At 42.4% G+C, this 24,163-nt stretch carries 18 protein-coding genes; 11 read left to right on the forward strand and 7 right to left on the reverse strand.

From position 1 onward, the window contains the following. Nucleotides 1-90 precede the first annotated feature (90 nt). Both IGI89_RS11215 and IGI89_RS11220 read right to left on the reverse strand, forming a co-directional pair. Nucleotides 91-441 carry a hypothetical protein gene (locus tag IGI89_RS11215; RefSeq protein ID WP_008378669.1) on the reverse strand — a complete coding sequence of 117 codons (351 nt, stop codon included), beginning with the start codon at nt 439-441 and terminating at the stop codon, nt 91-93. Further along, nucleotides 438-1,739, reverse strand: a complete 1,302-nt coding sequence (locus tag IGI89_RS11220; protein WP_438735669.1) for a DUF1576 domain-containing protein — start codon at nt 1,737-1,739, stop codon at nt 438-440. Before IGI89_RS11220 ends, IGI89_RS11215 begins: the two co-directional genes overlap by 4 nt. 360 nt (nt 1,740-2,099) lie before the next feature. On the opposite strand from IGI89_RS11220, the gene IGI89_RS11225 reads away from it, so the two are divergent. Beyond that, complete coding sequence (locus IGI89_RS11225; RefSeq protein WP_008378667.1) at nt 2,100-3,893, forward strand: oligopeptide ABC transporter substrate-binding protein; 1,794 nt, start codon at nt 2,100-2,102, stop codon at nt 3,891-3,893. A 311-nt stretch (nt 3,894-4,204) separates the two neighbouring features. Here IGI89_RS11225 and IGI89_RS11230 read toward each other — a convergent pair whose 3' ends face one another. Beyond that, on the reverse strand, nt 4,205-5,068 hold the full coding sequence (locus IGI89_RS11230) for a helix-turn-helix domain-containing protein (protein WP_016613447.1): 864 nt from the start codon (nt 5,066-5,068) through the stop codon (nt 4,205-4,207). A gap of 1,048 nt (nt 5,069-6,116) precedes the next feature. On the opposite strand from IGI89_RS11230, the gene IGI89_RS11235 reads away from it, so the two are divergent. The 3 genes from IGI89_RS11235 to IGI89_RS11245 all read left to right on the forward strand — a co-directional run bounded on the left by IGI89_RS11235 (nt 6,117) and on the right by IGI89_RS11245 (nt 10,591). Beyond that, entirely contained in the window at nt 6,117-6,959 is an 843-nt protein-coding gene (locus IGI89_RS11235; protein WP_008378663.1) for a PRD domain-containing protein, read from the forward strand. A 169-nt stretch (nt 6,960-7,128) separates the two neighbouring features. Further along, nucleotides 7,129-9,030, forward strand: coding sequence for a beta-glucoside-specific PTS transporter subunit IIABC (locus IGI89_RS11240; RefSeq protein ID WP_438735670.1), 1,902 nt, complete (start codon nt 7,129-7,131; stop codon nt 9,028-9,030). 91 nt (nt 9,031-9,121) lie between these two features. Then, nucleotides 9,122-10,591, forward strand: a complete 1,470-nt coding sequence (locus IGI89_RS11245; RefSeq protein ID WP_438735671.1) for a glycoside hydrolase family 1 protein — start codon at nt 9,122-9,124, stop codon at nt 10,589-10,591. Between the two features lie 49 nt (nt 10,592-10,640). Here IGI89_RS11245 and IGI89_RS11250 read toward each other — a convergent pair whose 3' ends face one another. The 3 genes from IGI89_RS11250 to IGI89_RS11260 all read right to left on the reverse strand — a co-directional run bounded on the left by IGI89_RS11250 (nt 10,641) and on the right by IGI89_RS11260 (nt 12,712). Further along, entirely contained in the window at nt 10,641-10,826 is a 186-nt protein-coding gene (locus IGI89_RS11250; protein ID WP_016620504.1) for a hypothetical protein, read from the reverse strand. Nucleotides 10,827-11,172: 346 nt separating this feature from the next. Next, nucleotides 11,173-11,430, reverse strand: a complete 258-nt coding sequence (locus tag IGI89_RS11255) for a hypothetical protein (protein WP_430618990.1) — start codon at nt 11,428-11,430, stop codon at nt 11,173-11,175. A 106-nt stretch (nt 11,431-11,536) separates the two neighbouring features. Continuing rightward, complete coding sequence (locus IGI89_RS11260; protein WP_253271636.1) at nt 11,537-12,712, reverse strand: helix-turn-helix transcriptional regulator; 1,176 nt, start codon at nt 12,710-12,712, stop codon at nt 11,537-11,539. A 160-nt stretch (nt 12,713-12,872) separates the two neighbouring features. Here IGI89_RS11260 and IGI89_RS11265 point away from each other — a divergent pair, with 160 nt between their 5' ends. The 7 genes from IGI89_RS11265 (at nt 12,873) to IGI89_RS11295 (ending at nt 22,529) form a co-directional block, all read left to right on the forward strand. Further along, complete coding sequence (locus IGI89_RS11265; RefSeq protein WP_438735672.1) at nt 12,873-15,074, forward strand: glycoside hydrolase family 3 N-terminal domain-containing protein; 2,202 nt, start codon at nt 12,873-12,875, stop codon at nt 15,072-15,074. A 19-nt stretch (nt 15,075-15,093) separates the two neighbouring features. Next, nucleotides 15,094-16,446, forward strand: a complete 1,353-nt coding sequence (locus IGI89_RS11270) for a PTS sugar transporter subunit IIC (RefSeq protein ID WP_438735673.1) — start codon at nt 15,094-15,096, stop codon at nt 16,444-16,446. 9 nt (nt 16,447-16,455) lie between these two features. Continuing rightward, nucleotides 16,456-17,361, forward strand: coding sequence for an ROK family protein (locus tag IGI89_RS11275; RefSeq protein WP_431409344.1), 906 nt, complete (start codon nt 16,456-16,458; stop codon nt 17,359-17,361). Next, nucleotides 17,354-18,718: a glycoside hydrolase family 1 protein gene (locus IGI89_RS11280; RefSeq protein WP_438735674.1), complete on the forward strand. Its 1,365-nt coding sequence runs from the start codon at nt 17,354-17,356 to the stop codon at nt 18,716-18,718. Before IGI89_RS11275 ends, IGI89_RS11280 begins: the two co-directional genes overlap by 8 nt. A gap of 3 nt (nt 18,719-18,721) precedes the next feature. After that, the gene (locus tag IGI89_RS11285) at nt 18,722-19,693 is read left to right on the forward strand and encodes an alpha/beta hydrolase (RefSeq protein WP_194188330.1); all 972 of its coding nucleotides are present in this window, start codon (nt 18,722-18,724) and stop codon (nt 19,691-19,693) included. A gap of 2 nt (nt 19,694-19,695) precedes the next feature. After that, nucleotides 19,696-21,396: a DUF4091 domain-containing protein gene (locus IGI89_RS11290; protein ID WP_194188329.1), complete on the forward strand. Its 1,701-nt coding sequence runs from the start codon at nt 19,696-19,698 to the stop codon at nt 21,394-21,396. Between the two features lie 245 nt (nt 21,397-21,641). After that, nucleotides 21,642-22,529 carry an SDR family oxidoreductase gene (locus IGI89_RS11295; protein ID WP_005235175.1) on the forward strand — a complete coding sequence of 296 codons (888 nt, stop codon included), beginning with the start codon at nt 21,642-21,644 and terminating at the stop codon, nt 22,527-22,529. 83 nt (nt 22,530-22,612) lie between these two features. On the opposite strand, the gene IGI89_RS11300 is transcribed toward IGI89_RS11295, so the two are convergent. Beyond that, complete coding sequence (locus IGI89_RS11300; protein WP_244731969.1) at nt 22,613-24,118, reverse strand: helix-turn-helix domain-containing protein; 1,506 nt, start codon at nt 24,116-24,118, stop codon at nt 22,613-22,615. Between the last annotated feature and the right edge of the window lie 45 nt (nt 24,119-24,163).

A 24,163-nucleotide genomic window follows, 5' to 3' on the forward strand; every position in this document is an offset into this window, starting at 1 on the left:
AAACTTTCAATTTTGTCACGAGGAACGAACAAAAAAACGTTTCTGAATTGTGTGATCCACAAATCAGAAACGTCGTTTGCTTGTTACTCTTCAGTCATATTTTTTGCGAAACAGTTCAACGACTAGTTGTCCCTCATCATACATAATGGCGGCTTCATCGATCATTAATCCCAATAAATAGTAATCTTTTTCTTCATGGATCGTTTGATGACCGCCCAACAGTTCAACGTAATAGTTTTCCAAGGTACTGTCTCTTGGTGTATTGAGCATGTTGATAAAATGTTCTAGATCAGAGGGCTGTTCAGGGAAAGGGCCCTGCACGACTGCTTTGAAACCTTCTGCTTCAAAGGCCATCTCGCTCGTTATCTTTTGACAGTCATGGGACAAAAAGTAGGTGACTACTTCATCGACGATTCGTCGTGCCCGTTCTTTTTCAATCATTTTTTTCGCCGCCTTCTGATTTGTTGGTATTCATCTAACAATGGTACCATTGCCGCCGCGACAAATCCACTGGAAAAACCGTTATTGTATAAGTTCAATCCTCCATGTAAATAAGTGATATTTGTGACCAGTGCTGCATGGACGATGCCTGCTAAGATACCAGCTACAGGACCATAATACCCACTGATCGGAGCTAAACTTGTTCCAAAGATCGCTGTTAGTAATAAGCTGAAGGTGGATACATCAGAAGTCAAACCGACTTTGGTGGCTAAAACCACCCCAATCATCACGGGCAAACTATTTTTCCAATGGTTTCCAAAGGCACTGAAACCAATCACGGTCAATACAGCCCCTAAAAGTGGACCGGAAAGCTCGCCTTGCAGCAGGAAAATAAAGACTAACATCAAGAGCCCCATCATTGCCATGTTCATCATGGTGATTCCTAGTGAAAAAATTGTGACATAATCGGTCATCAGTTTCCCAGAAGTTTTAAAAAGATCCGTTAAACCTTTTACCGATCGTTTATTTAAAAAATAACCAATAAAAAACAAGAAAAAACAAAGGATCAGCAAGAAAGCCGTCAGATAATAGTGATAGTCAGTCGTCAATTGCTTGTTCGAATAGACTTCCATGTCAAATAATCGTAAAAAGCTAGTGAAAAACATAGTGATAATACCGGTGGCAAAGCCAATATTGTACAAAGAAAATCCTTGATGGAATTGTAAAAATTGTGCTGCCAGTGGGGGGAGTGTTAAGCCAATCAAAATGCCGATTCCATAACCTAACGCGATTCCTAGGGGCAAAGGTAAGCCTAAGCCAAATGCTAAGTAACTAATGACGGGTGAGGCAGCACTGCCAAATAAAGCGACAAGTGAGTACTGGGTTGAGGGCCTTTGCTGTATGTAAGAGTATAGATAGACACCCAAGGGAATGGGGATTGAGTTAAAGATGTTTTTTCCAAAAAAAGAAAAGCCGGATATGGTAAAGAAAGCGACGATCATCGGACCACTAATAATGGTTCCTTGCTTTTTAGCAAGCAGGATACTGATCAAAGTCAATAAGCCGCTATTCAAAAAGGCGCTTCCGAGATTGCCGATTGCAAAATAATCAGAAATCAAATTGCTAGGGGCATTCAAAATAGCCAGCGATCCTTGCCACAATGCCTGAGGCGGCGAGGTGAACAAGCCGAGTAGAATCAACACACAGCTGTAAGCCAGAAGCAACCGCTGAGTTAAGAGCTGTGAGATCGGTGCAAAAGGTTTCGATTTCGTTTGTAAGAAAATTCGTTTGTCTGACATAGTTTCACTGAACGCTCCTTTTTTTCATAGTATCACATCTTTTCTCGTCTAAGAAGGTTTTTTTGACAGTTTCCACAAGGCGTTTTTCGAAAAATATGAGAGAAAAGGAACGTCATAAAAGAAAAACTTAAGGATATTTGAAAAAAAGCAATAGCGATTTATCAATGATTTTCGTCTTATTTTCAATAATTTCATAGATTGATGAAATTATTGACGGAAAGAGTTTTGAGAAAATTGTTATAATTTAGTTAATCTCGTTCAGATTTTCTAATAAAAAAGCCATTTTAAGATAAAAAAACTGTTTGCTTGGTTTTTTTATCAGTGAATCACAAATGAGGGGATTTAATAAGGAGGAAGAGTATGAAGAAAACGAAGTTTGGCATGATTACTTTATTGGCAGCGCTTGTTTTAGGGGCTTGCGGACAAAGTAACGGAGGTGGAACAGGTTCGACAGATACAGGAGAGTCGTCATCAGACGCTGCAGCATCAGATATCAGCACATTACCGCTAGCGGTAGTCAATGATGATGAAGTGATTGAAGGTGGAGTTTTAGACGTTGCTGTAGTAATGGACACTCAGTTCCAAGGATTATTCCAGTGGGAGTTCTATCAGGATGCCTATGACCGTGACTTTATGTTACCAAGTCATGAATATCTATTCTTACAAGATGAGGATTTTAAGATTATTGATGGTGGACCTGCAGACTTAGACTTGGATGTCGAAAACAATAAAGCGACGATCACATTACGTGATGAACTAAAATGGTCGGACGGGGTAGATGTTACAGCCGAAGATGTCATTTTTTCTTATGAAGTCATTGGTCATCAAGACTATGATGGCGTTCGCTACAATAATGACTTTACTAATATTGTTGGAATGGAAGAATACCATAGCGGTGAAGCAGATACGATTTCTGGGATCACAGCAGTTAGCGATAAAGTAGTTGAGATCGAATTTAAGGAAATGCATCCTGGAATGCAGCAATCCGGTGGAGCAATTTGGAACGCGGCATTACCAAAACATACCTTTGAAGGTATTGAAGTAGCAGATATGCCATCCAGTGATCCTGTACGGACAAACCCAATTGGTTTTGGTCCTTACAAGATGACGAATATCGTACCTGGGGAAACCGTAGAGTATGTTCCGAATGAACATTATTATGGGGGAACACCAACATTAGAAAAAATTGTGATGCGTAATGTTCCATCTGCATCGATCAATGAAGCACTAAATGCAAAACAATATGATTTAGTATTGAAAATGCCAACAGATACGTTCGATACGTATCAAGATATGGATGGCTACCAAATGTTAGGACGACCAGAACAATCTTACACCTATCTTGGTTTTAATTTAGGAACATGGAATGACGAAACAAATAGTGTTGATTTTGATCCAAACGCAAAAATGGCCAACAAAGCATTGCGTCAAGCAATGGGCTATGCTATCGATAATGATGCGATTGGTGAGCGTTTCTACCATGGCTTGCGTTCAAATGGTACAACATTGATCCCACCGGTTTATGGTAGTTTGCACAGCACTGATGTGGAAGGTTACCACTTAGATATGGATAAAGCAAATCAACTCCTAGATGATGCTGGCTTTATCGATGTTGATGGTGATGGCTTCCGGGAAGATCCAGATGGCAATAAATTAACCATCAATTTTGCTTCAATGTCAGGTGGAGAAGTGGCACAACCACTGGCAGATTACTATGTCCAACAATGGCAAGAAATCGGTTTGGATGTCCAATACTCTACAGGACGTTTGATCGACTTCCAAGCATTCTATGACAAGTTGAAAAATGATGATCCAGATATCGATGTTTTCCAAGCTGCTTGGTCTACTGGATCAGATCCATCACCAACTAGCTTATGGGGACCAAATTCAGCCTTTAACTACACTCGTTACGAGTCTGAACGCAATACAGAATTGTTAGCAGCCATCGATTCAAATGATTCCTTCGATGAAGAAAAACGTAAAGAAGCATTTGATGCATGGCAAGAATATGCATTTGAAGAAGCGTTTGCTATTCCGACATTGTACCGTAACCAAGTTTTGCCGGTCTCTGATCGTGTCGCAAACTTTACGTGGGCATATGATCCAGATCATAATCCATGGGCACGAGTTGGAGTGACTTCAGAATCTCGCTAATCGATTTGTTGAATCACTGAAATCAAAAAAGAACAACGCTTTTGTCGTTTTCTGAAAAGCCAGCTCAGTTTACTTCTATAGTTAACCGGAGGGATGAGTTGTGCAAAATCAAATCTGGGTCAGGATAAACCAGATACGTTTTAAGATTTTAGCCCGAAAACCAGTTAGGTCTACGCACCTAACTGGTTTTTTGTGTACAAGTTAGGCCAGCATTTGACTGAAAAACGCCTGTCCTTCAATGAGCAGACAGGCGTTTACGAAAAAGATAAATCATGCTTGTAAGTATATAGGATGATTCAAAGGGAAGAATGTTAAATGGAGATATTCGTCACGGTATGAATCAAGTTTTGCAGGTCATTTTTATGGTTCTGGTAACCGGCTTGTTCGATAACGATTAAGCTGTTTCTTAACACTTCTTTGTTTAATTGAGAAGATTGCAAATAGGAGTAAATTTCTTGATACAAGACTTGATGGATTTTCAAATAAAAATACAGAGGTGTATTAGGCAAGGGATGAGACAAAAGCAGAAACTTGTTAAGCAGATAGGAATCCTTACTTTCACTGGCAAAGGCGCAGCCATTTAAGATCACAACACTTAACAGATTTGCATAAAAGGGATCATTGGCGTAGTGAAGGATTTTTTTGATCCCATGATCTAAATAGTAACTGATGGTTTCTTGGTCGAAAATAAATAACAAATTTGAGAATAAGTTCAACTCAAAGCGCCCCCAGGTTTCGATATCAAACAAGTATTGCTTTACCAGTTCAACTTCTTGGGTGTAAGCTCCTCGATTCATCAGAAATGATTCACGGTTGAGCAACAGCAGGCCTTGGACATACAAAGAATAATAAAAAAAATTTTGTGTCTCAAAGTAGCGTTCCTCAAGGCTAGTCAAGTAGTCGATAGTCAGTGTTCGATCATAGTATCGGGTATAGAAATCTTGCACCAGCTGACGTTTCTGTCCTGTGGCTTCGCTGTCGATCAACAGACTGAACTCATGAACCGTGATATTCATTTTGTCTAAGTAGTCAAACAAGGTTTGTGAAGAGAGATTTGTTTTGCGATTTTCGAAAGAAGAAAGGGTGGTGCGAGAGGAAATACCTTCGGCAAGCTTGGCTTGCGAGATTTTGCGATCTGTGCGCAGTTTTTTGATTAAAGAGCCTTGCTGTTTCATGGGGGACCTCCTTAATTGTGACGCATTTCTGAACAATGTGATTTTAATAACATGTTATCAAATATAATAGGGCATAGCAAATAATAAAGGAGGTCGTTTTTCATGGAATTTGAACCATTTGGTCCTTGGGAAATCAACCCATTTAAAAACTAGTACAGGCTTTCATTTAGATACTTGTCATTGAAGGATCAGTGACAGATTGATAAATGAAATTTAGTTTACGTTCTGCTTTTTTCGCGGCGAACTGCGAACATTCTAAGCAGGAAAGAGAAGATCTTGAAGAATCGAAAGGTTATTTGGTTGATTCCCCCACTCAAAGAGACCTTTTCGTTTGTGGAAGTCATGAAACGCATGAATCGCGCAAGGTGGTCAGTCCCATTGAATGTCTGTCATGCACCAGACCTTCCCCAATTTTCTGATTCTTTGTGATTGATCGTCTTTCAAGCATCATACTTCCAGCTATGACCGTAATGCACGAAGATTACGGTTTTTTTGTAGTCTTATTGTGCTACACAGTAAACCTTGTATTTCAAGTGAACTAAAAGACCAAAGCTAGAAAAGAAATTCAGTGAGAAAGATAGTGAAAAAAAGTCAAAAACAAAAAAAGAAAAACGTTTGCAAAAAAAGTGTTGACATTTTTTCTCAGAATGAGTACTATTATCTCAACGGAACACGAGAGTGTTCTCATTACTGGATTCGTTACTGTTCGGCAGGCAAGACCAGAGGAAAAAAGTGCATTGATTACCCAAAGTTTCTTGGGTTGTACACTTTTTTGCTTTGGTCTTCTTTTTTTGCTCCATTATTTCTATTCGCTAAAAAAGAACCGGTTCCAAGGTAAGGTCCAGTCATTGATCATCAAAGGAGGGGAGAAGTAAAACGCAATGAAGTGCCAGCTAGGTTTGACGATATCCTGCAGTACTGCCTGGAGCAGACATTCACCTCGTCACTTAATGGCAAGTCAGAGAAAGAAAAAAATACAAGACCTTCTGCATAGACGTCAAACGATGCAAAGCTGTGTATGCGCTATGCTGATCAAGGAGGATCGTTCGTGAAGATTATCAAGAGGATCAACAACAATGTTGTACTTTCAAAAGAAGATGAAGTTGAAGTGATCCTAATGGGAAAAGGGATCGGCTTTCAAACGAAACCGGGTGACCTGATTCCGGCTGAGCGAATCGAAAAAAAATACTACCCAGAAGATGACTTGACAGTGGAACATATGTCGAAAGTCATGACGAAGGCTGACGAGAAACAAATGGCCGTCATTTATGAAATCGTGCGTCTTTTTCGGGAAAGTGTTGGAACCGATTTCAATCCAAACGTTTATTTCACACTGATGGATCATATCTTGTTTGCCATCAGTCGTCAAAAGCAAGAAATTGTTTTGACCAATCCCATGCATTGGGAAATCAAGAAAATCTATGCCAAGGAATATGCGGTCAGTGTCCAAGCGGTCGAGTTGATCCGCAAAGAGCTGTATCCCGATTTTTCGCAAGAAGAAGCTGCGTTTATCACTTTGCATTTCGTCAATGCGCAAATTGAAAAAAGCGCCAATCAAAGTGCCTATGAGCACACCGAGTTGACCAACAATATTTTACGGATCGTTAAGTATAGCATGAACATCGAGTACGATGAGAATTCTTCCTACTTCCAACGGTTTGTGACCCACATTCGCTATTATTTAATTCGACAAAGTCAAGAAAAAGAAGAGCCAGTATTGGCTAATCCGATGATTGCCTTGGCTTTCAGCAGCTATCCGAAAGAAAAAGAAACCGCAGATTCGATCAAAGAATACTTATTTGAACAAAAGGGCTGGCATGTCAACGATATGGAATTGATGTATTTGATTCTGCATATCGGTAACTTAGCCGCTCACTCAAAATTAACCTAAGAATGGAAATGGATTCGTTACAGTTCGGCTGGCAAGACCTGCACTTTCTTACAATACTCGTTGAGGAGACCCGTCTCGTTTTTTATGGGTGATACTCCTGCTTGTTTATTGTAGAAATGGCCGGTCTTTTTATTTTTATTAAATGATCTATTAAAAAGGAGAAATCAAAATGGCAAAATATACTGAATTAGCACAAGACATTTTGGCCCACGTTGGCGGCAAAGAAAATGTCTCTTCTGTAAAACACTGTGTGACTCGCTTACGTTTCCACTTAAAAGACGAAAGCAAAGCAGACACAGATTATTTGCAAAAACGTGACGGTGTCGTGACCGTTGTCAAAGCAGGCGGACAATACCAAGTGGTTATCGGTAATCATGTGCCAGATGTTTACGATGAAGTGCTGAAAGTCGGCGGATTAGCCGATGGCGGCAGTCTTGATATCGACGAAGGCGACGAAAAGAAAGGCAGTTTGTTTGACCGCTTTATCGATGTCATCTCAAGCTTGTTTCAACCGTTCTTAGGTCCATTAGCGGCAGCCGGTATTTTAAAAGGGATCACGGCGCTACTTGCAGCAACTGGGATGGAAGCGACCAATGGAATCTATGTAGTAATGAATACCCTAGGCGATGGTTTGTTCCAATACTTACCTATGATCTTAGCCGTAACTGCTGCAAAGAAATTCAAGATGAATACCTATACAGCATTAGCGATTGCAGGTGCGATGGTCTATCCTGGTTTAGCAGAAAGCGTTGCTGAAGCGAGCAAAGTCTTTGGTCTAACCTTGACCTTACCAGCAGGTGGCTACTTTAATAGCGTACTGCCGATTATTTTAGCGATTTTTGTCGCTTCGAAAATTGAACAGTTTATGCGCAAAGTTACACCTGATGTAGTCAAAATGTTTGTGGTTCCTTTTGTAACGATTTTGATCACTGTGCCGTTGACCTTCTTTGTGGTAGGTCCAGTCGCAAATACAGCATCTAGCTGGATCGGTATTGCTTTCCAAGCGGTTTATGATTTCAGCCCAATCATTTATGGATTTGCTTTAGGGGCATTATGGCAAGTATTGGTAATGTTTGGTCTTCACTGGGGTCTTGTGCCATTGGCGATCATGGATATGGCGCAAAACGGCTCTTCGATTATTTTGACCGCCGCAGTGCTACCATGTTTCACACAAACGGGTGTGCTAGCAGCGATTTGGTTGAAAACGAAAGAACCAAAAGTCAAACAAGGCGCAATGCCAGCATTGATCTCATCGATCTTCGGTGTGACTGAACCTGCGATCTACGGTTATACTTTGCCAATGAAAACACCATTTATCGTTTCTTGTTTAGTTTCAGGTTTCGTTGGTATCTACTTGTCAATCTTTAACGTTACTGGTTACGCAATGGGCGGTATGGGTATCTTCTTGTACCCTGCATATATCAATCCAGCAACAGGCAGCTTCCATAGCGTGATCCACTTAGCCATCGGTACAGTTATTGCAATCGTAGCGTCATTTATCATCATGATGTTATTGAAAGTACCAACTTTGTATACAACTGTTGATTCACCAGTCGACGGTCAAGCAACACCAGCAGCACCAGCACCAGAAGCGAAAACCGTTTCTGCCAGCGTCAAAGATGAAACAGTCAAAAGCCCAGTAACCGGTCAAGTGGTTGCTTTAGCAGATGTGGAAGACAAAGTCTTTTCTTCAGGTGCTATGGGAAAAGGGATCGCCGTTGAACCAGCGATCGGTGAAATCACTGCTCCAGCAGATGCAGAAGTCAAAATCTTGTTTCCAACAAAACATGCCATCGGCTTAGTCACTGAGGATGGGACAGAATTATTGATCCACATCGGCATGAATACGGTGGAACTTGAAGGCAATCACTTTACTGCCTACATCAACCAAGGAGACAAAGTCAAAGCCGGTCAAAAATTGATCTCTTTTGATACTGAAGCGATTCGTGCGGAAGGCTATTCCTTACTGACACCAGTCATCGTCACAAACTCTAACGACTACAGTGACATCCAAACGACACAGTCAAAAGAAGTAACAGCGAACGACAATTTGATCGAAGTCGTAAAATAAATGCGTTTATCGGCACGTCGTAGGATCAGTAAGAATGCTTTCTTACTGATCTGCTGTGTCGATCAATAAAGAAAAAGAAAGTAGGCTAATCATGACAGAAAAACAATTTCCAAAAGGCTTTTTATGGGGCGGCGCCACTGCAGCCAACCAATTTGAAGGAGCATGGAACGAAGGCGGACGTGGCCCAGCGACATCCGATACGGCGATCGCTGTCAAACCAGAAGACCGTAAAAACATGGCAGAATTTGCTGCACCAATGACTCGGGAAAAAGTCTTGTTTGCCTTAAATGACAAAGAAGGCTTGTATCCAAAACGTTGGGGATCAGATTTCTACCATCGTTACAAAGAAGATATCGCCTTGTACGCAGAGATGGGCTTTAAAACGTTCCGTCTGTCCATCGCTTGGTCAAGAATTTTTCCAAATGGTGACGATGTTCAGCCAAATGAAGAAGGCTTGCAATTTTATGACAACGTGTTTGATGAGTGTGCAAAATACGGGATCGAACCCTTAGTGACCCTCTCTCACTACGAAACACCTATCGGGATCGCGTTAAACTATGGCGGCTGGAAAAATCGCCAAGTGATCGATTTGTTCGTCAAATACGCAGAAACTGTGTTGACCCGCTACAAAGACAAAGTCAAATATTGGTTGACCTTCAATGAAATCAATATCATGGGGATCTCTGGCTATGTTGGCGGTGCCTTGTTATCCGAAGATGGCACGCAAAACCTTTCTGACATGTATCAAGCTGTGCATCATCAATTTGTGGCTTCTAGTTTAGCAACAAAATTTGCCCACGAAATCAATCCTGATATCAAAGTAGGGATGATGTTGGCACGGATGCAAGCCTACCCAGCTACACCAAATCCAGCAGATGTGATGGAAGAAATCAAGCGTGACCACGAGAATCTCTTCTTCTCTGATGTCCAAGTTCGTGGGAAGTATCCAGCGTATACGAAGCGCTTCTTTAAAGAAAACGGCATCGAAGTGACCTTCGAAGATGGCGATTTAGACATTCTTGCGCAATACCCTGTCGACTTCATGTCCTTTTCTTACTACATGAGTTCTATTGCCCGCCACAATCCTGAAGAAGGCGGCGAAGCAACGGCCGGCAACTTTTCTTTAGGCGAATCAAACCCATACTTGGAAGCCTCTGACTGGGGGTGGCAAATCGATCCAATCGGCTTGCGTGTGACTTTGAATAACTTGTACGACCGCTACCAAGTACCATTGTTTATCGTTGAAAACGGCTTAGGTGCCTTGGATACGGTGGAAGAGGATGGTTCGATCCATGACAGCTATCGAATCGATTATTTGAAGGCGCATATCGAACAAATGTATGAAGCGATCGAAGATGGTGTGGAATTGATGGGCTATACGCCTTGGGGTTGTATAGACTTAGTTTCGGCTTCAACGTCAGAAATGTCGAAACGTTATGGCTTTGTCTATGTAGACGCGGATGATGAAGGAAATGGCAGCTTTGATCGTTCTCGCAAAGATAGTTTCTACTGGTACAAAGAAGTCATTGCCACCAATGGCGGTAGTTTGTTAAAGGATTAAAAATAAACCAAAGCGGCTCTCAAAAAAGAGAGCCGCTTTTTTGTTGTGCTCAGTAAAAAAAGAAGAGAAAGGGGGTTAGCAGCTGCCATGATAGAAAGATCAATGAAACAGTCAACGCCCATTTTTTCATTTTGGGCTTAGGCACAAGGGATTCGGGCATCAAATAGACGAGAGAGAATACTGTAAGAAAAAACAGCAGGGTCAGTGGTTGGACGACAAAGGTCAGCCAGTTCATAGGGTAAGCTCCTTTTATGAGGATAGATGATTTGTTCTTTTGTGTTATTATTTTGCAAATTCATTATATATTTAGTTCGTTAAAAAGGCAAGGAGCTCATGGAATAACGATCGTGTGCAGGAAGGGGGGAGAAAAACGAGTGGCACATCCTTGTATTTTGATTCGAATCTTTCTAGAGTAACACAGTAAGCTTGAGGTTAGAATCAGAACTAGCAATAAAAAAGCCCCTTTTCAGGGGAGGGGAGTTCTTTAAAAAGATAGGAAGAAACCCGTGTATTTGATGAAGCTATTGATCCTTAGTTACTGGGGACCTGACTAATTTACGTGGAAAACCCGCCACTGTCATTCACCGTTTTCTGCTCCTCAAGTAGAAAATAAAACAAAGAAGACTAGCCGAAATCAAGAAACCCATAAAATAGAAAGTTAGCTGCATGTCAGGCATCGTATAGGAATACTCTAAAATCTTACAAACAAAGATCACTAAAGAAACCGTGATGGATAAGGAAACCCATGTGAAACGCGGCAATCGTTTCGTTACGATGATCAATCCTAACGAAAAAAAGATGACTGGTACCCAAAAGATCAAGCGAGCAAGTTGGATCATTTTATCTCTCCTCATTCAAATTGATTTGAGTAAAAGGATAGCTTACAACGTTTGTTATTAAAAATAATAACCATTGTTTCTGAGCATTTTTTCGGAAATTGTGTCTTTAACTTAAAGCATGAGCGTAATGTTTCTCTTTAAATTCTTTTGGTGTTTGCCCGGTAACGGCTTTGAAATTGCGGATAAAATGGCTTTGATTGGCAAATGCCAACTGGGTGCTGATTTTTTCGTAGGAAAAATCTGTGAACAGCAATAGATGCTTGGCTTCGCTGATCTTTCGTTCCTGAATGTAGCTGTGGATCGTTTTGTTCATTTCTTTTTTGAACTGATTACATAGATGGGTCTTATGTTTTTGAGTGATGGCTGCGAGATCATCAATGGTCACTTTTTCATAGAGATGGCTGTCGACATAATTAACAATCGTCTTGACCAACAGTGATTTTTGCGCCAGCGGATAGCTATGCAGAAGCTCCATAAAGCGGTAGGTGGCTTCTTTGATATAGCGGAGGCACTCATCGGCAGAATGAATATAAACCAGACCTTGGATCAAGGAATCAGATAAGCCGAATGCTTGGTTGACTGGTACTCCTTCATCAATGCTCATGCGGGTCACGACAGCGACAAAGGCCGAAAACTTTAGTTTTAAGCCTTCCAGTTCATGAGGGGAAAGGGAAACACTGTAGGTCTCTTTCATTTTGTTAAATACCCAGACTACTTTTTCCGGCTCGTTTCGTTTGATGTAGTCAAGATAGCGCAATTCAAAATGATAGGAATCAAAGGTAGCTTCATGCACACGGCGTTCATAAAGATTAGTTTCCAAGCTAAGATCTGTTTGCATGGATCGGTCGTGGGATTCAGTTTGGTAATGCCAATGGATTTGGTCTTTTGCCAACGGCTGCTCCGCAAACAGCGTATAAAGCAGCTGGATGTATTCTTCAAAGGAGTATTTGTCTTCTTTGGAATAGTGCACATTGTAGTGGTATTCATGTTCAAGAAATAGGTAAGACGTATCTGGTGTACCAATCACTCCACAGGGTCCGATGACCATATAACAGGTTTTTCCAGCTAACTGAAACGCAAAACAACCAAGCATATATTTGCCGAAATGATAGAGATTTGCAACTGGGCCGTTCGTTTCTTCCAAATAGTGTTTCAGAGGATTCTTGGCTGTTAAGGTGAGTGGGGGATACAGCGGAGTCCCTTCTTGATCCAAGAGAATCATCGGGATCAAATATTTGCGATAAAGCAGATCCATGGCGGTCGTAAGTGTTGTTTTGTTCATGAGACACCTCAAAGTCCAAACATTGTTTTTTCTTTTAGTATAACGTAAATTTTTTAGCATTCAATAAACAATTTATTATAAACACTAGTTTTTTAGTATATCTAAGGAAGGATTCTTTCTATAATTCAGATAAATAAAACGGTTACAGGAAGGAGTAAACATGGATAGTAAAAAATTGAAAGAATTGTTTCAGCAATTGACGCCAGAAGAAAAAATCGCTCAGACGATTCAATTGAATGGCAGTTTAGTCATTGAAAATGAGGTGATGACTACTGGCCCGATGCAAGATTTAGGGCTTCCACCAAATTTGAAGATTCACGAGATTGGTTCGATTTATAATGTGAACGATTACCAAAAATTGATTCAGTTACAGAGGGAAACGTTAGCACACAGCCGACTAAAGATTCCTATGCTGTTTATGTCGGACGTCATCTACGGGTTTCGAACGATTTTTCCGATTCCCCTTGCCCAAGCAGGTTCCTACGATTTTAATTTGATCGGGCAAGCCGCTGAGATGACCGCCAAAGAATGTTACCAAAATGGCCTTCATGTGATCTTTTCACCCATGCTGGATCTTGTTCGCGATCCTCGCTGGGGCAGAGTGATGGAGTCGCCAGGAGAGGATGTGTATACGGCAAAACGTTTTGCTAAAAGCGTCGTGACCGGCTACCAAGGCAATCTTGATCAAGGAGTGGCAGAAAATCACGTTGCTGCTTGCATCAAACATTTTGCTGGTTATGGTGCACCCGAAGCGGGCAGAGAATACAATACGGTCGATATGTCCAATCAGCGCTTATTCAATGAATATTTGCAACCCTATCAAGCGGCGATCGAAGCCCAAGCACTGCTAGTGATGACGGCCTTCAACCTATTGAATGGTGAACCTGCAACGGGTAGCCGCTGGCTGAACCGAGAGATTTTGCGAGAACGTTTCGGTTTTGATGGGGTACTGGTCTCCGATCATGCCGCCATCAAAGAATTGGTCCCCCACGGTTTTGTCAAAGATGAACGGGAGGCCGCTCAGAAAGGTTTGGAAGCGGGCGTTGATTTTGATATGATGACATCGGTCTATGCAACTTACTTACCAGAACTGATCAAGCAACCTGAACTCGCGGCTTTATTAGACGAAGCAGTTTGGCGTATTCTGGTATTAAAAAATCAACTAGGACTGTTTGAAGACCCTTATCGAGGGTTGAAAACGCAACAGACGGGAGAAGTTTTGTCGGATGAAGCCAAAGAGCTAGCCGTTAAGCTAGTAGAAAAAAGCTGTGTGCTTTTAAAAAATGAGGGCAGCTTACCTTTGAAAAAGGACCAAACCGTCGCTGTGATCGGTCCTTATGGAGAAAGCCGGTTGACCTTAGGTTTTTGGGCGTCAGTCAGCGGCAAGCCACAAGACACGATTCCTTTAAAAACCGGTTTGCTGCAGCATTTCGCACCCGAAAACTTGATCTTTGCTCGTGGATACAATCTATTCGACTCGTATGAGCAATTTGGTCCTTTAAAAGCCGGGATCGAACAGCTGAATGGACCGATCGAACCAGAAGATCAGTTGCTTTTGGAAGCCATGGAAGCCGCCGAAGCCGCCGAAGTTATCGTCTTGACTTTTGGAGAGCAGTTTTTGGAGAGCGGCGAAGGGGCATCAAAAGCTCATTTGCAGCTGCCATTGAAACAAATTCGTTTGATCCAAGCGTTGAAAAAAACTGGCAAGCCTTTGATTGGCGTGCTTTACACTGGCAGACCGTTAGTCTTAACACAAGTGGAAGCATTATTTGATAGTCTGTTGCTCGTATGGTATCCAGGAACGATGGGCGGGATCGGGATCGCCAATCTGTTGAGTGGGCAGGCTTCTCCGACGGCAAAACTGGCGATGACCTTTCCTCGGAGTGAAGGACAGATCCCACTATACAGTGCCCAGCTGCCAACGGGCAGACCTTTGACAGATAGTGAGCATTCTGATCGCTTTTTGTCAAAATACCGCGATGAATCAAATGAACCCTTATTCTCATTCGGAACAGGTCTTAGTTATAGTTCGTTTACTGGAGAATGGCTTGGTAGTGAAGTGTTTAGCGAGACGATCCAATTGGCTTATCGAGTGAAAAACCAATCAGCAACAGCTGCAGAAACCGTCATTCAACTTTATCTCATGCAGCGTCCAGCGGCAGTGGTTCGTCCAAGTCGCCAATTAATCGCAAGTGACCTCATCTCATTCGCGCCCCAGGAAGAAAAAGAGCGCAGATTGTCATTGCCGTTGTCAGAACTTGTTTTCTATGACAATCAAGGGAAGAAACACATAACCAAAGGTACTTATCGATTTCTAATGCGGATCGATCAAAAAGAAACGATGCTTAGTGTAACGATTTAAACTAAAGGAGTGAGAGAAAATGGAAAAATTAGAAGCATTTTTAAGTAGCAAACTATTACCAATGTCACAAAAATTACAACAAAACAAAGTATTGGCCGCTTTGATGGAAGGTTTTATTCGAACGAGTCCCATCACTTTAGGGATTGCGTTTATCACGATCATTGGAAATTTTCCGATTCCTGGTTGGACGGACTATTTGACGAAAATTGGCATCTTCCAGCATGTTGAAGCGATCACCAACGGAGCAACTGGCGTTTTTGCCTTGTATGTTGTATACAGTTTGGCGTATTCTTACGCAAAACAATTAGGAAGCAATGAACGCAATTCAGCGATTATTTCTTTAGCTAGTTTCATTATGTTGATGCCACAAACCGTCGCAACAACTGTCATGCAAGATGGCCAAGCAGTGGAACAAACGATTGGTGCATTGAAGCTTGATTTCTTAGGCGGGCAAGGACTGTTTATCGGCATGCTGACCGCTTTATTGGTGACACGTTTCTATGCTTTCTTATCAAGAAAAAATATTATGATCAAGCTACCGGATAGTGTTCCCCCAATGGTAACCCAATCCTTAGCACCAGTGTTTGTGGTCACGATTATTTTTGTCGTCGTCTTTGTCATACGCGTCTTGTTTGGGTTTACTTCATCCGGCTCGATTTTCCAATTCTTTATTGATGTAATTAATGCACCATTAAACTCCTTAGTTGCCAGCCCGCTATCGATCATCATCATTATGGAAGTATTAGCCGTTTTATGGTTCTTCGGAATTCATAACGCAGTTTTACAAGGACCGCTCGGCGCGATTAGTATGACCATGGTCGTTTCGAATATTGCCGCTTACCAACAAGGACAAGCGCTGCCGTATCTGATTCCTTCAGTGATTTATATGGGCATGTATGCTGCTGGCTTCATGGGCTTTGTGACCTTCTTTATGATCCGCAGCAAATCGGCAAAAATGAAACAATTAGGAAAATTGTCGTTTATCCCGTCGATCTTTAACATCACAGAGCCAATCATGTTCGGGATGCCGATTATTTTGAATCCGTTGTTCTTTATTCCGCAAGTCTTTACACAATTGATCGCTGGCTTTGTGACCTGGGGATTGGCGACAACGATCCTCCCAATCAGTTTGAATCCAACCATGAGTCTATTGCCATGGACTACACCGACTTTTATCAAAATGCCCTTTTCAGGAGGGCTCAATTACACGATCTTGATGGTTATCTGTATGCTGATCGGTATTGTTATGTGGTATCCGTTTCTAAAAATTGCGGATAAAAAAGAGTACGAATTAGAAATGGCTGCTGAAAAAAAGCAAGCAAGTGAAGCAGCAAAAATGACAGAAAAAGTCGTGGAAGAAATTCAAGCGTAAACAAAGGAAGTGGCACATTTGGTTTATTTAGGAATTGATATCGGTGGGACGCACATCAAAACGGGATGGGTCGAACACGACGAGGTCAGTAAACGACGCACCATTTTAACCCCTGTAGCTTTTGAACCCTTTAAAGAAGCTATCAAAGGGCTATTGCAAAGCTATGCCCGTCAAGTTTCTTTCACGAAAGTGGCTATCGCAGTCCCTGGTTCAGTTAATGAAACAGGGACGGTCTTCTTTGGTGGTGCCTTGCCATACCTTGATGGGGTAAATTTGCCAGAATTGATCTGCCAGTTAAGCGATGGCATGGTGACAGAGGTTACGGTCGAAAACGACGCAAAAGCCGCCGCGCTAGGGGAAATGAAAGCCGGCAATCTGCAAGGGATCCAAAATGGTGCGGCGATCATTTTAGGAACCGGCGTGGGAGTTGGTCTTTGTCTCAATGGAAAACTCTATCGTGGGCATCATGGACAAGCTGGTGAAGTCAGTTTTATGATTCGTGACCGACAAATGAGAGGCGCGGACTCTTTTGTGGGGATCGGTCTTTCGGCTGTCGGATTAATTGAGCGTTTGGCTGCTAGTATGGCTATCGCGCCTGACGGTCCTTTGGTCTTTGATACCCTTACGAAAACTGCTGATTCTGAGGCAGAGGCTTTATTTTTAGCTTATACCAAAGAAATCGCTGTCTTGTGTTTCGATCTTCAGTGTCTTTTAGCTCTGGAGAAAATCGTTATCGGTGGCGGGATCAGCCGTCAGCCACGCTTGATCGAAGCCATAGCTAGCAGCTATCAAGCTATTTTTAAAACCGCACCAATCATTGAGAAAACGCTGCAGCCAGTTGCGATCCAAGCCGCTTATTTTCAAGCGGACGCCAATTTGATCGGCGCAGCCAAGGAGGAACCGTGGGATGAGTAAATTTCCGGAAGCATTTTTGTGGGGAGCATCCACTAGTGCTTATCAAGTAGAGGGCGCATGGGCAGAAGACGGCAAAGGTCCCTCAGTGCAAGATCTCAAAGAGATTCCGCAAGGGACCACTGATTTTAAAGTAGCATCAGACCACTATCACCGATATGAAGAAGATGTGAAATTGTTTAAAGAATTAGGGTTAAAAGCCTATCGTTTTTCCATATCATGGAGTCGAGTCATGCCCGATGGTCAGGTCAACCCAGCAGGATTGGCGTTTTATCAAAAACTGATCGATCTGCTACTAGAAAATGAGATTCAACCGATCGTCACCGTTTTCCATTTTGACCTGCCCGTTGCGATCGCGAAGCAAGGTGGGTGGGAAAACCGAGAGACGATCCAAGCATTTGCTGATTACTGCCAAGTACTGTTCGAAAACTTTGGTCATCAAGTCCCGCTATGGCAAACCATCAACGAGCAAAATGTGATGGCACTTGCTGGTTCGGTCATTGGGACGAGTCAAAAATCCATGAAAGAAAAATTTCAAGAAAATCACCATATGCTAGTGGCCCAAGCATTGGTGACCCAACAGTTTCATGCCGGTAATTTTAGCGGCAAGATTGGCCCAGCACCGAATATCGCCAGTGTCTATCCAGCTTCTGAAAAACCAGCCGATCAGCTGGCAGCTCTTTCTATGAGTGCGCTGAGAAATTGGTTATTCCTAGATGCGGCTGTTTTCGGCACATACAACCATAACGCATGGCATTTGTTAGAGACGATTGGTGCAGCACCGACAGTCACTGAAGCAGATCGAAAGATTTTGGCGGCTGGAACATGTGATTACATCGCATTGAATTATTATAATACGATGACCGTCAGCAGCTATTTTCAAAAAGAGACAAAACTCGATCAACAGTCTGGTTTCGGGATTCCCGGCTTTTTCCAAGCAGTAGAAAACACCCATTTGCCCATGACTGAATTCGGCTGGCCGATTGATCCAGAGGGCTTTCGCTTTACGTTGAACGAAATCTATTCCCGTTATCGTTTGCCTCTTTTGATCACGGAAAACGGCATCGGTGCCAAGGATGTTTTGACAACTGATGGTAAAATCCACGATGATTATCGCATCGACTACTTGCAGCAGCACATAAAACAGATGGCATTGGCGATCGAAGACGGTGTCGATGTGATCGGCTATTGCCCGTGGAGTGCCATTGATCTCGTCAGTACTCACGAAGGCATCGCTAAACGCTACGGGTTTATCTATGTCAATCGTACGGACGAGCAGCTGTTGGACTTGGCGCGATACAAGAAAGATAGTTTTTATTGGTATCAAAACGTTATCGATAAAAACGGGTTAGGAGAGTAAGTGATGTTTTTTCAGGAATATCTATTTGATCCAGAAGCGCAAGCCGGTTTGACAGTGTACCTGCATGAGGAAAAAGCCGAGTATGAACGGGTGGGCGATCGTCCGTTTGTCTTGGTGATTCCCGGTGGCGGCTACTCCTTTTGCAGTGAGCGGGAAGCTGAGCCGATTGCTTTAAATTTTGCTGCCCAAGGTTTTCACGCCGGGGTCTTACGCTATCATGTAGGGACACATCGCAGTTTCAGCCATTCCTTAGCAGATGCCGAAAAAGCGATTGTCAAAATCCAAGAACTAACCAGTGAATGGAGAATCGATGCCGAAAAAATCGCTGTGATCGGCTTTTCTGCCGGCGGCCATTTGGCAGCGGCGTTATCAACACTCTCCTCAATGAAACCGAGTTTATGTATTTTAGGCTACCCAGCGATATTGTCTTCATTTGCTACTGTGATGAAGATCGATGCCCCTTCATTAGAGGAATGTGTCACAAAAGATACGCCGCCCACCTTTTTGTTTTCAACCTTTGAAGACAATGTCGTTCCTATCGAAAATTCATTGGCGTATCTGCAGGCCCTAGAAGATCACGAGGTTCCCTTTGAAAGTCATATTTTCCAAAAAGGACGTCACGGTCTTTCTTTGGCGACCGAACGCTTCGGTAATCGTAAAGAAATGGTTGATCCACGTTTTGCCCGTTGGTTTGATGAATGCGTCGAATGGCTAGAGTTGAACTGGGCAGATAAAGTTGCCCAGCCAGCTTTGTTTCCTGATTTAGGGCAGTGGCCAATTCGGGCATTACTCGAGTCAGGTGAAAACAAACGCTTGCTGTTGCAGGCTTTTCCATCATGGGCAGACAAAAGCCGCTTAAAAATCGTAAAAAACATCAGCTTGCAGCAACTACTAACGATCATGCCAGAAGCTTTTGAGAATGTTTCTTATCAAGCGCTTGTTTTGCAGCTGATTGATCCTAGAAAGGAAGAGTAAAAATGAAAGCAATCCTGGTCCATGAAAGCTATAAGGCTTCAACAGAATTGATCACCCAAGAGCCACAAGCGATTGAACAGTTATCAGCTGTTCGTAACAGTACTGCTGCTTGTCAGTTGCTGCTGCACGATGGCAACCGCAATCATTATATTATTGGCGACGAGTTTTCGATCCCCGATGAAATCGAGATTCCCATGATACGCGTTGAGATTTTTAGCGAATTGCCGGTCAAAGCGCAATTCGTCGACTATTATGTCGGTCAGCAGGAATTGGCGTACGCCGATAAATTACTTGAACGAACTGCCAAAACCTATCCTGGCGATCGCTTTGCGCCTCTTTATTTGGAGTGGCAGATCGATGAGACAATCAAACCGAAAGTTTATCCCGTGAAAATCAAGGTCTATCGGGCACACTTGACTAGCCAAGAGGAGTGCTTGTTAGAAAAGAACCTAACGATTGAAGTGGGCACTTTTACTTTTCCAAAAGAATATTTAGAAACGTTCCACTTAAATATGTGGCAGCAGCCCAGCAATTTGGCTCGCACCTTTGACGTTCCGTTATGGAGCGATGCCCACTTTGACTTGATCAAGGAAATGGCTGAGAGTCTCGCTGCGATCGGACAAAAAGCGATCACAGTGATCGCCGGAGAGATCCCTTGGAAGGGCTGGTTCAATTACATCGTCAAAGATTATCCCGCCAATTTATATGAGTATTCGATGGTAAAGGTCAAAAAGACGCCAGACGGAGAACTTTCCTGCGATTTTTCTGTGCTGACACGTTACCTTGATTGTTTTTTTGCTGCGGGCATCAAAGATGAAATTGATGTGTTTGGTTTATTAGGGGTCTGGGAACCGCCATTTTTTCCGTTAGTCAACTTGGACCATCCAGAAAAATTGGTGATTCGCTTTTATGATGAAGGGAAAGGCGCCTTTGGCTTTATTCATCAAAAAGCTGAGTTGCAGGAGTATCTACGCCAAGTATTTGATTATTTTAAAGGAAAGAATCTGTGGGAGAAGGTTCGCATCGTTTCTGACGAACCGAAGAAACATCAAATCGACAGTTTCCGAGCCTCGTTAGCTGTTTTAAAAGAAATTGATCCGTCGATCCAGATCAAAGCTGCTTTTGATAAAGAAGACGTGTTATTTGAGCTGCTGCCAGTGATCGATCATCCTGTGACTTCCTATTACTGTACTTGCAACCATTACGAAACACTAGCACAAAGCCATCCGGGCAAGATGCAGTACTATGTCTGCAATTATCCCGACAAACCAAATACCTTTTTGCATAGTCCCCTGTTAGAGACGCGAATGCAAGGAATCTTATCGTATCAGTTCAAAACAGACGGCTTTCTGCGTTGGGCCTACAATTGCTGGCCAGAACATGCTCGGTCCGATATTCGGTACAATACGAGCTCACTACCGATCGGTGATCTTTGTTTCGTCTATCCTGGCAATCACGGACATTTATTGTTGTCCCTAAGGTATAAACAACTACAGCGGGGGATTGAAGATTTCTATCTCTTGAAGACCGCTCAAGCTGCACAACCGCAGCAAACCGACGCCGTAGTAGCAGATTTTCTTAAAGTTACAGACACGAAACACTGGATGATCGACAGCCATCACAGTCATCCCGATGTTTTTCTACAGACCGCGGAGGAGATGGAGGCCTTTCATCGGGCCCTCCTCGAACTGCTAGAAAAGTAGCAAAATCAAACACTGCACCCAGAAATTTCACTACGATTTTCCAGAAGAATAGTGAGATACCTGTGGGCGTTTTCACTACTGATTCACGCAGCTTTTTCGTTTTACTAGGCATCTGTTTTCTTACAGATGCTTTTTTTCTGGTGAGCGTTTCGTTTTTCATTCCCTCCATCTTCCTTTACACTTTTAAGTAAGGTCATAACAAACGATGACAAATAGAAGTAGAAATAATCAAGGAGGAAACGAGCATGTCAGAAAAAATCAACAATCCGTTAACGAAGTATTATGATGGCAAATTTGAAAAACAGGTGCAAGAAGCACCGGCAATTCAAGGAAAGATGCAGCCAGTACCTGATTGCGGGGAAGAAAGCTACGCAGGTTCAGGCAAATTAGCTGGACGCAAAGCATTAGTGACCGGTGGTGATTCTGGTATTGGTCGAGCAGCAGCGATTGCTTTTGCCAAAGAAGGCGCCGATGTTGCAATCAACTATCTTCCTTTTGAAGAAGAAGACGCGCAAGAAGTCAAAGCAGTCATTGAAAAAGCTGGACGCAAAGCAGTTTTGATCCCAGGAGACTTGAAAGATGAAACTTTCGCTCGTCAATTGGTTCATGAAGCAGCCAAAGAATTAGGCGGGTTAGATACGTTGGTTCTAAATGCTGGGATGCAACAAGCGGTGAAGGACATCAAAGAGTTGACTACACAACAAATTCAAGATACCTTTACAACGAATATCATCTCGATGTATTGGACAGTCCAAGAAGCGTTGGATTATCTGCCAGCTGGTGGGAGCATCATCACGACCACTTCGATCCAAAGTGCGGAGCCTAGTGCCCATCTTTTAGACTATGCAGCCACGAAAGGTGCTATTACTTCCTTTAGTAAAGGGCTAGCTGCTCAATTAAGTGAAAAAGGCATTCGGGTCAATACGGTGGCTCCTGGTCCAATCTGGACACCACTTCAAATTTCGGGTGGACAGCCACAATCTGCGATCCCAGAATTTGGTCAAAAAGAACTGATGAAACGTGCTGGACAACCAGTTGAATTAGCACCAGTCTATGTTTTCTTAGCCTCTGATGAAGCAAGTTATGTAACTGGTCAAGTTTACAGTGTAACTGGCGGTAGCTTCTTCGCTTAAAATTCCTAGGACTAAAATAGTAGAAAAAAAGCTCGAGCAAAGAGGCTCGGGCTTTTTTTGCGGATGAAAATGGAATCGGCAACTTATTTTCCTTGTTCGGCAAACATCTTGGTCATCATCAGTTGATTGATCTTTGCAAAAACGGCTGCCCACTCTTGCTCGGCTTGCAGGTTAGACAGTAAGACTAATTTTTCGGAAAACATCACTTCTTCATAATTATCCGTGATCAATAAATCTGCGGCTTCCATTTGTTTGACGAAAGTCACAGAAGCTTTAGAATAAATCGAACGAATCCTCGTCTCAATCATTTGCTTTGTGCGGTATTGAATCGTCGTTTGAATATAGATCGACACGGTCGGGGGCGTATTCATCTGTGTTTCCAAATACAAGAGATGAGCCAGATAAGGCAACTGTGTCTGTTCAAAATACTCTTTATCCAAGTCAGCAAATGGATACTTTTCAACATGGGTCAGTAAAAGTGTGCAGATTGCTTCATAGGTTCTGTCTTTGGAAGGAGCATTTTCAGTCAACAGTTGGTGTTCTAGCTGCCACACTTCCAGAAGATCGATGCCGATAATGATCGATAGATTGAAGACCAGCAGACAGCTGCTTAATAATTTTTCGAATTCGGCGGCTTCCTGACTTGGAGCAAAGGTATCGTGCCAATCTTTGATCATTGCAGTGAAAAAGCGCACAAGATCAGTATCAGAATGATTGATCTCTTGGATGATCGTTTGATTCTTTTCTTGGGGAACAACCCCTGGCAAAAAGACATGCAAAAAGAAATTCAAGTAAAGATACTCTGACTGAAGCATCTTTTCTGAGGCATAATCGGCACTCAAAAAAAGTGATTCGAGAATTTCTTCTGGTAAAAAACAATAGAAATTCATCAATCCCATGTATTTTTCAGGAATCGGTGGCAAATATTTTTTCTGGATCGTTCGGCTGACCACTGCTTGCCAAAATGCAGCGAGTTTATTTTTCGTCAACGGATCAAAGTGAGAAACAGCAAAGAACGCTGTAAACTCTTCGACATTTATATGGGAAACGCTCGGCAATAGCCACAAATCAGCAGGCGCACTTTGGGTCAAGAAACTGTAGGTGAAAATACGGATATCAAGCTCTTTTCCAGCAAGAACGATGCGATTATTCAGGTCTGTTCGAATTCGGATTTGAAATTTTTCCAATAGTTGGTTGATTTTCTTGATCAACCGATACATATGCGATTGGCTGACATGCAAATCCAAACATAATTGCGTCAAGGTCATTTGCGGGCGCCCAATCAAGTAATGAATCAGGTTGTATTGTGTGGAGTTGAGCAAGTAATGATACATCAATTGTGCATAAAAAGGTTCATCATCCTCTGTTCGATCAAGAAAATACTGATTGTAATGATTTTTTGATAGAAGCAGGTGAGGTGAGAGCAGCTGCAAATCTTCATTTAAAAAATAGATATATTTTTGCAGGCTTTTTTGCGGGATATTCAAAACTTCTGACAGTTGGACCAATGTCACTCCGTTGGAATTGCAGACAACTTTGAAAATCTCTAATTTCTTTTCTTCTGCGGGAGAAATGAATTCTCGATACATAAGGGATTCTCCTTTTTGGCGTTTTTTTTACGCTAAATCTGTGAA

This window comes from Enterococcus sp. AZ141 (genome assembly GCF_051714385.1).
GTDB classification, from domain to species: Bacteria; Bacillota; Bacilli; order Lactobacillales; family Enterococcaceae; genus Enterococcus_D; species Enterococcus_D entomosocium.

Coding starts and splice junctions, on each gene's coding strand:
- IGI89_RS11215 (WP_008378669.1), bottom strand. CDS start 441: ATGATTGAAAAAGAACGGGCACGACGAATCGTCGATGAAGTAGTCACC.
- IGI89_RS11220 (WP_438735669.1), bottom strand. CDS start 1,739: ATGTCAGACAAACGAATTTTCTTACAAACGAAATCGAAACCTTTTGCA.
- IGI89_RS11225 (WP_008378667.1), top strand. CDS start 2,100: ATGAAGAAAACGAAGTTTGGCATGATTACTTTATTGGCAGCGCTTGTT.
- IGI89_RS11230 (WP_016613447.1), bottom strand. CDS start 5,068: ATGAAACAGCAAGGCTCTTTAATCAAAAAACTGCGCACAGATCGCAAA.
- IGI89_RS11240 (WP_438735670.1), top strand. CDS start 7,129: ATGGCAAAATATACTGAATTAGCACAAGACATTTTGGCCCACGTTGGC.
- IGI89_RS11245 (WP_438735671.1), top strand. CDS start 9,122: ATGACAGAAAAACAATTTCCAAAAGGCTTTTTATGGGGCGGCGCCACT.
- IGI89_RS11250 (WP_016620504.1), bottom strand. CDS start 10,826: ATGAACTGGCTGACCTTTGTCGTCCAACCACTGACCCTGCTGTTTTTT.
- IGI89_RS11255 (WP_430618990.1), bottom strand. CDS start 11,430: ATGATCCAACTTGCTCGCTTGATCTTTTGGGTACCAGTCATCTTTTTT.
- IGI89_RS11260 (WP_253271636.1), bottom strand. CDS start 12,712: ATGAACAAAACAACACTTACGACCGCCATGGATCTGCTTTATCGCAAA.
- IGI89_RS11265 (WP_438735672.1), top strand. CDS start 12,873: ATGGATAGTAAAAAATTGAAAGAATTGTTTCAGCAATTGACGCCAGAA.
- IGI89_RS11270 (WP_438735673.1), top strand. CDS start 15,094: ATGGAAAAATTAGAAGCATTTTTAAGTAGCAAACTATTACCAATGTCA.
- IGI89_RS11280 (WP_438735674.1), top strand. CDS start 17,354: ATGAGTAAATTTCCGGAAGCATTTTTGTGGGGAGCATCCACTAGTGCT.
- IGI89_RS11285 (WP_194188330.1), top strand. CDS start 18,722: ATGTTTTTTCAGGAATATCTATTTGATCCAGAAGCGCAAGCCGGTTTG.
- IGI89_RS11290 (WP_194188329.1), top strand. CDS start 19,696: ATGAAAGCAATCCTGGTCCATGAAAGCTATAAGGCTTCAACAGAATTG.
- IGI89_RS11295 (WP_005235175.1), top strand. CDS start 21,642: ATGTCAGAAAAAATCAACAATCCGTTAACGAAGTATTATGATGGCAAA.
- IGI89_RS11300 (WP_244731969.1), bottom strand. CDS start 24,118: ATGTATCGAGAATTCATTTCTCCCGCAGAAGAAAAGAAATTAGAGATT.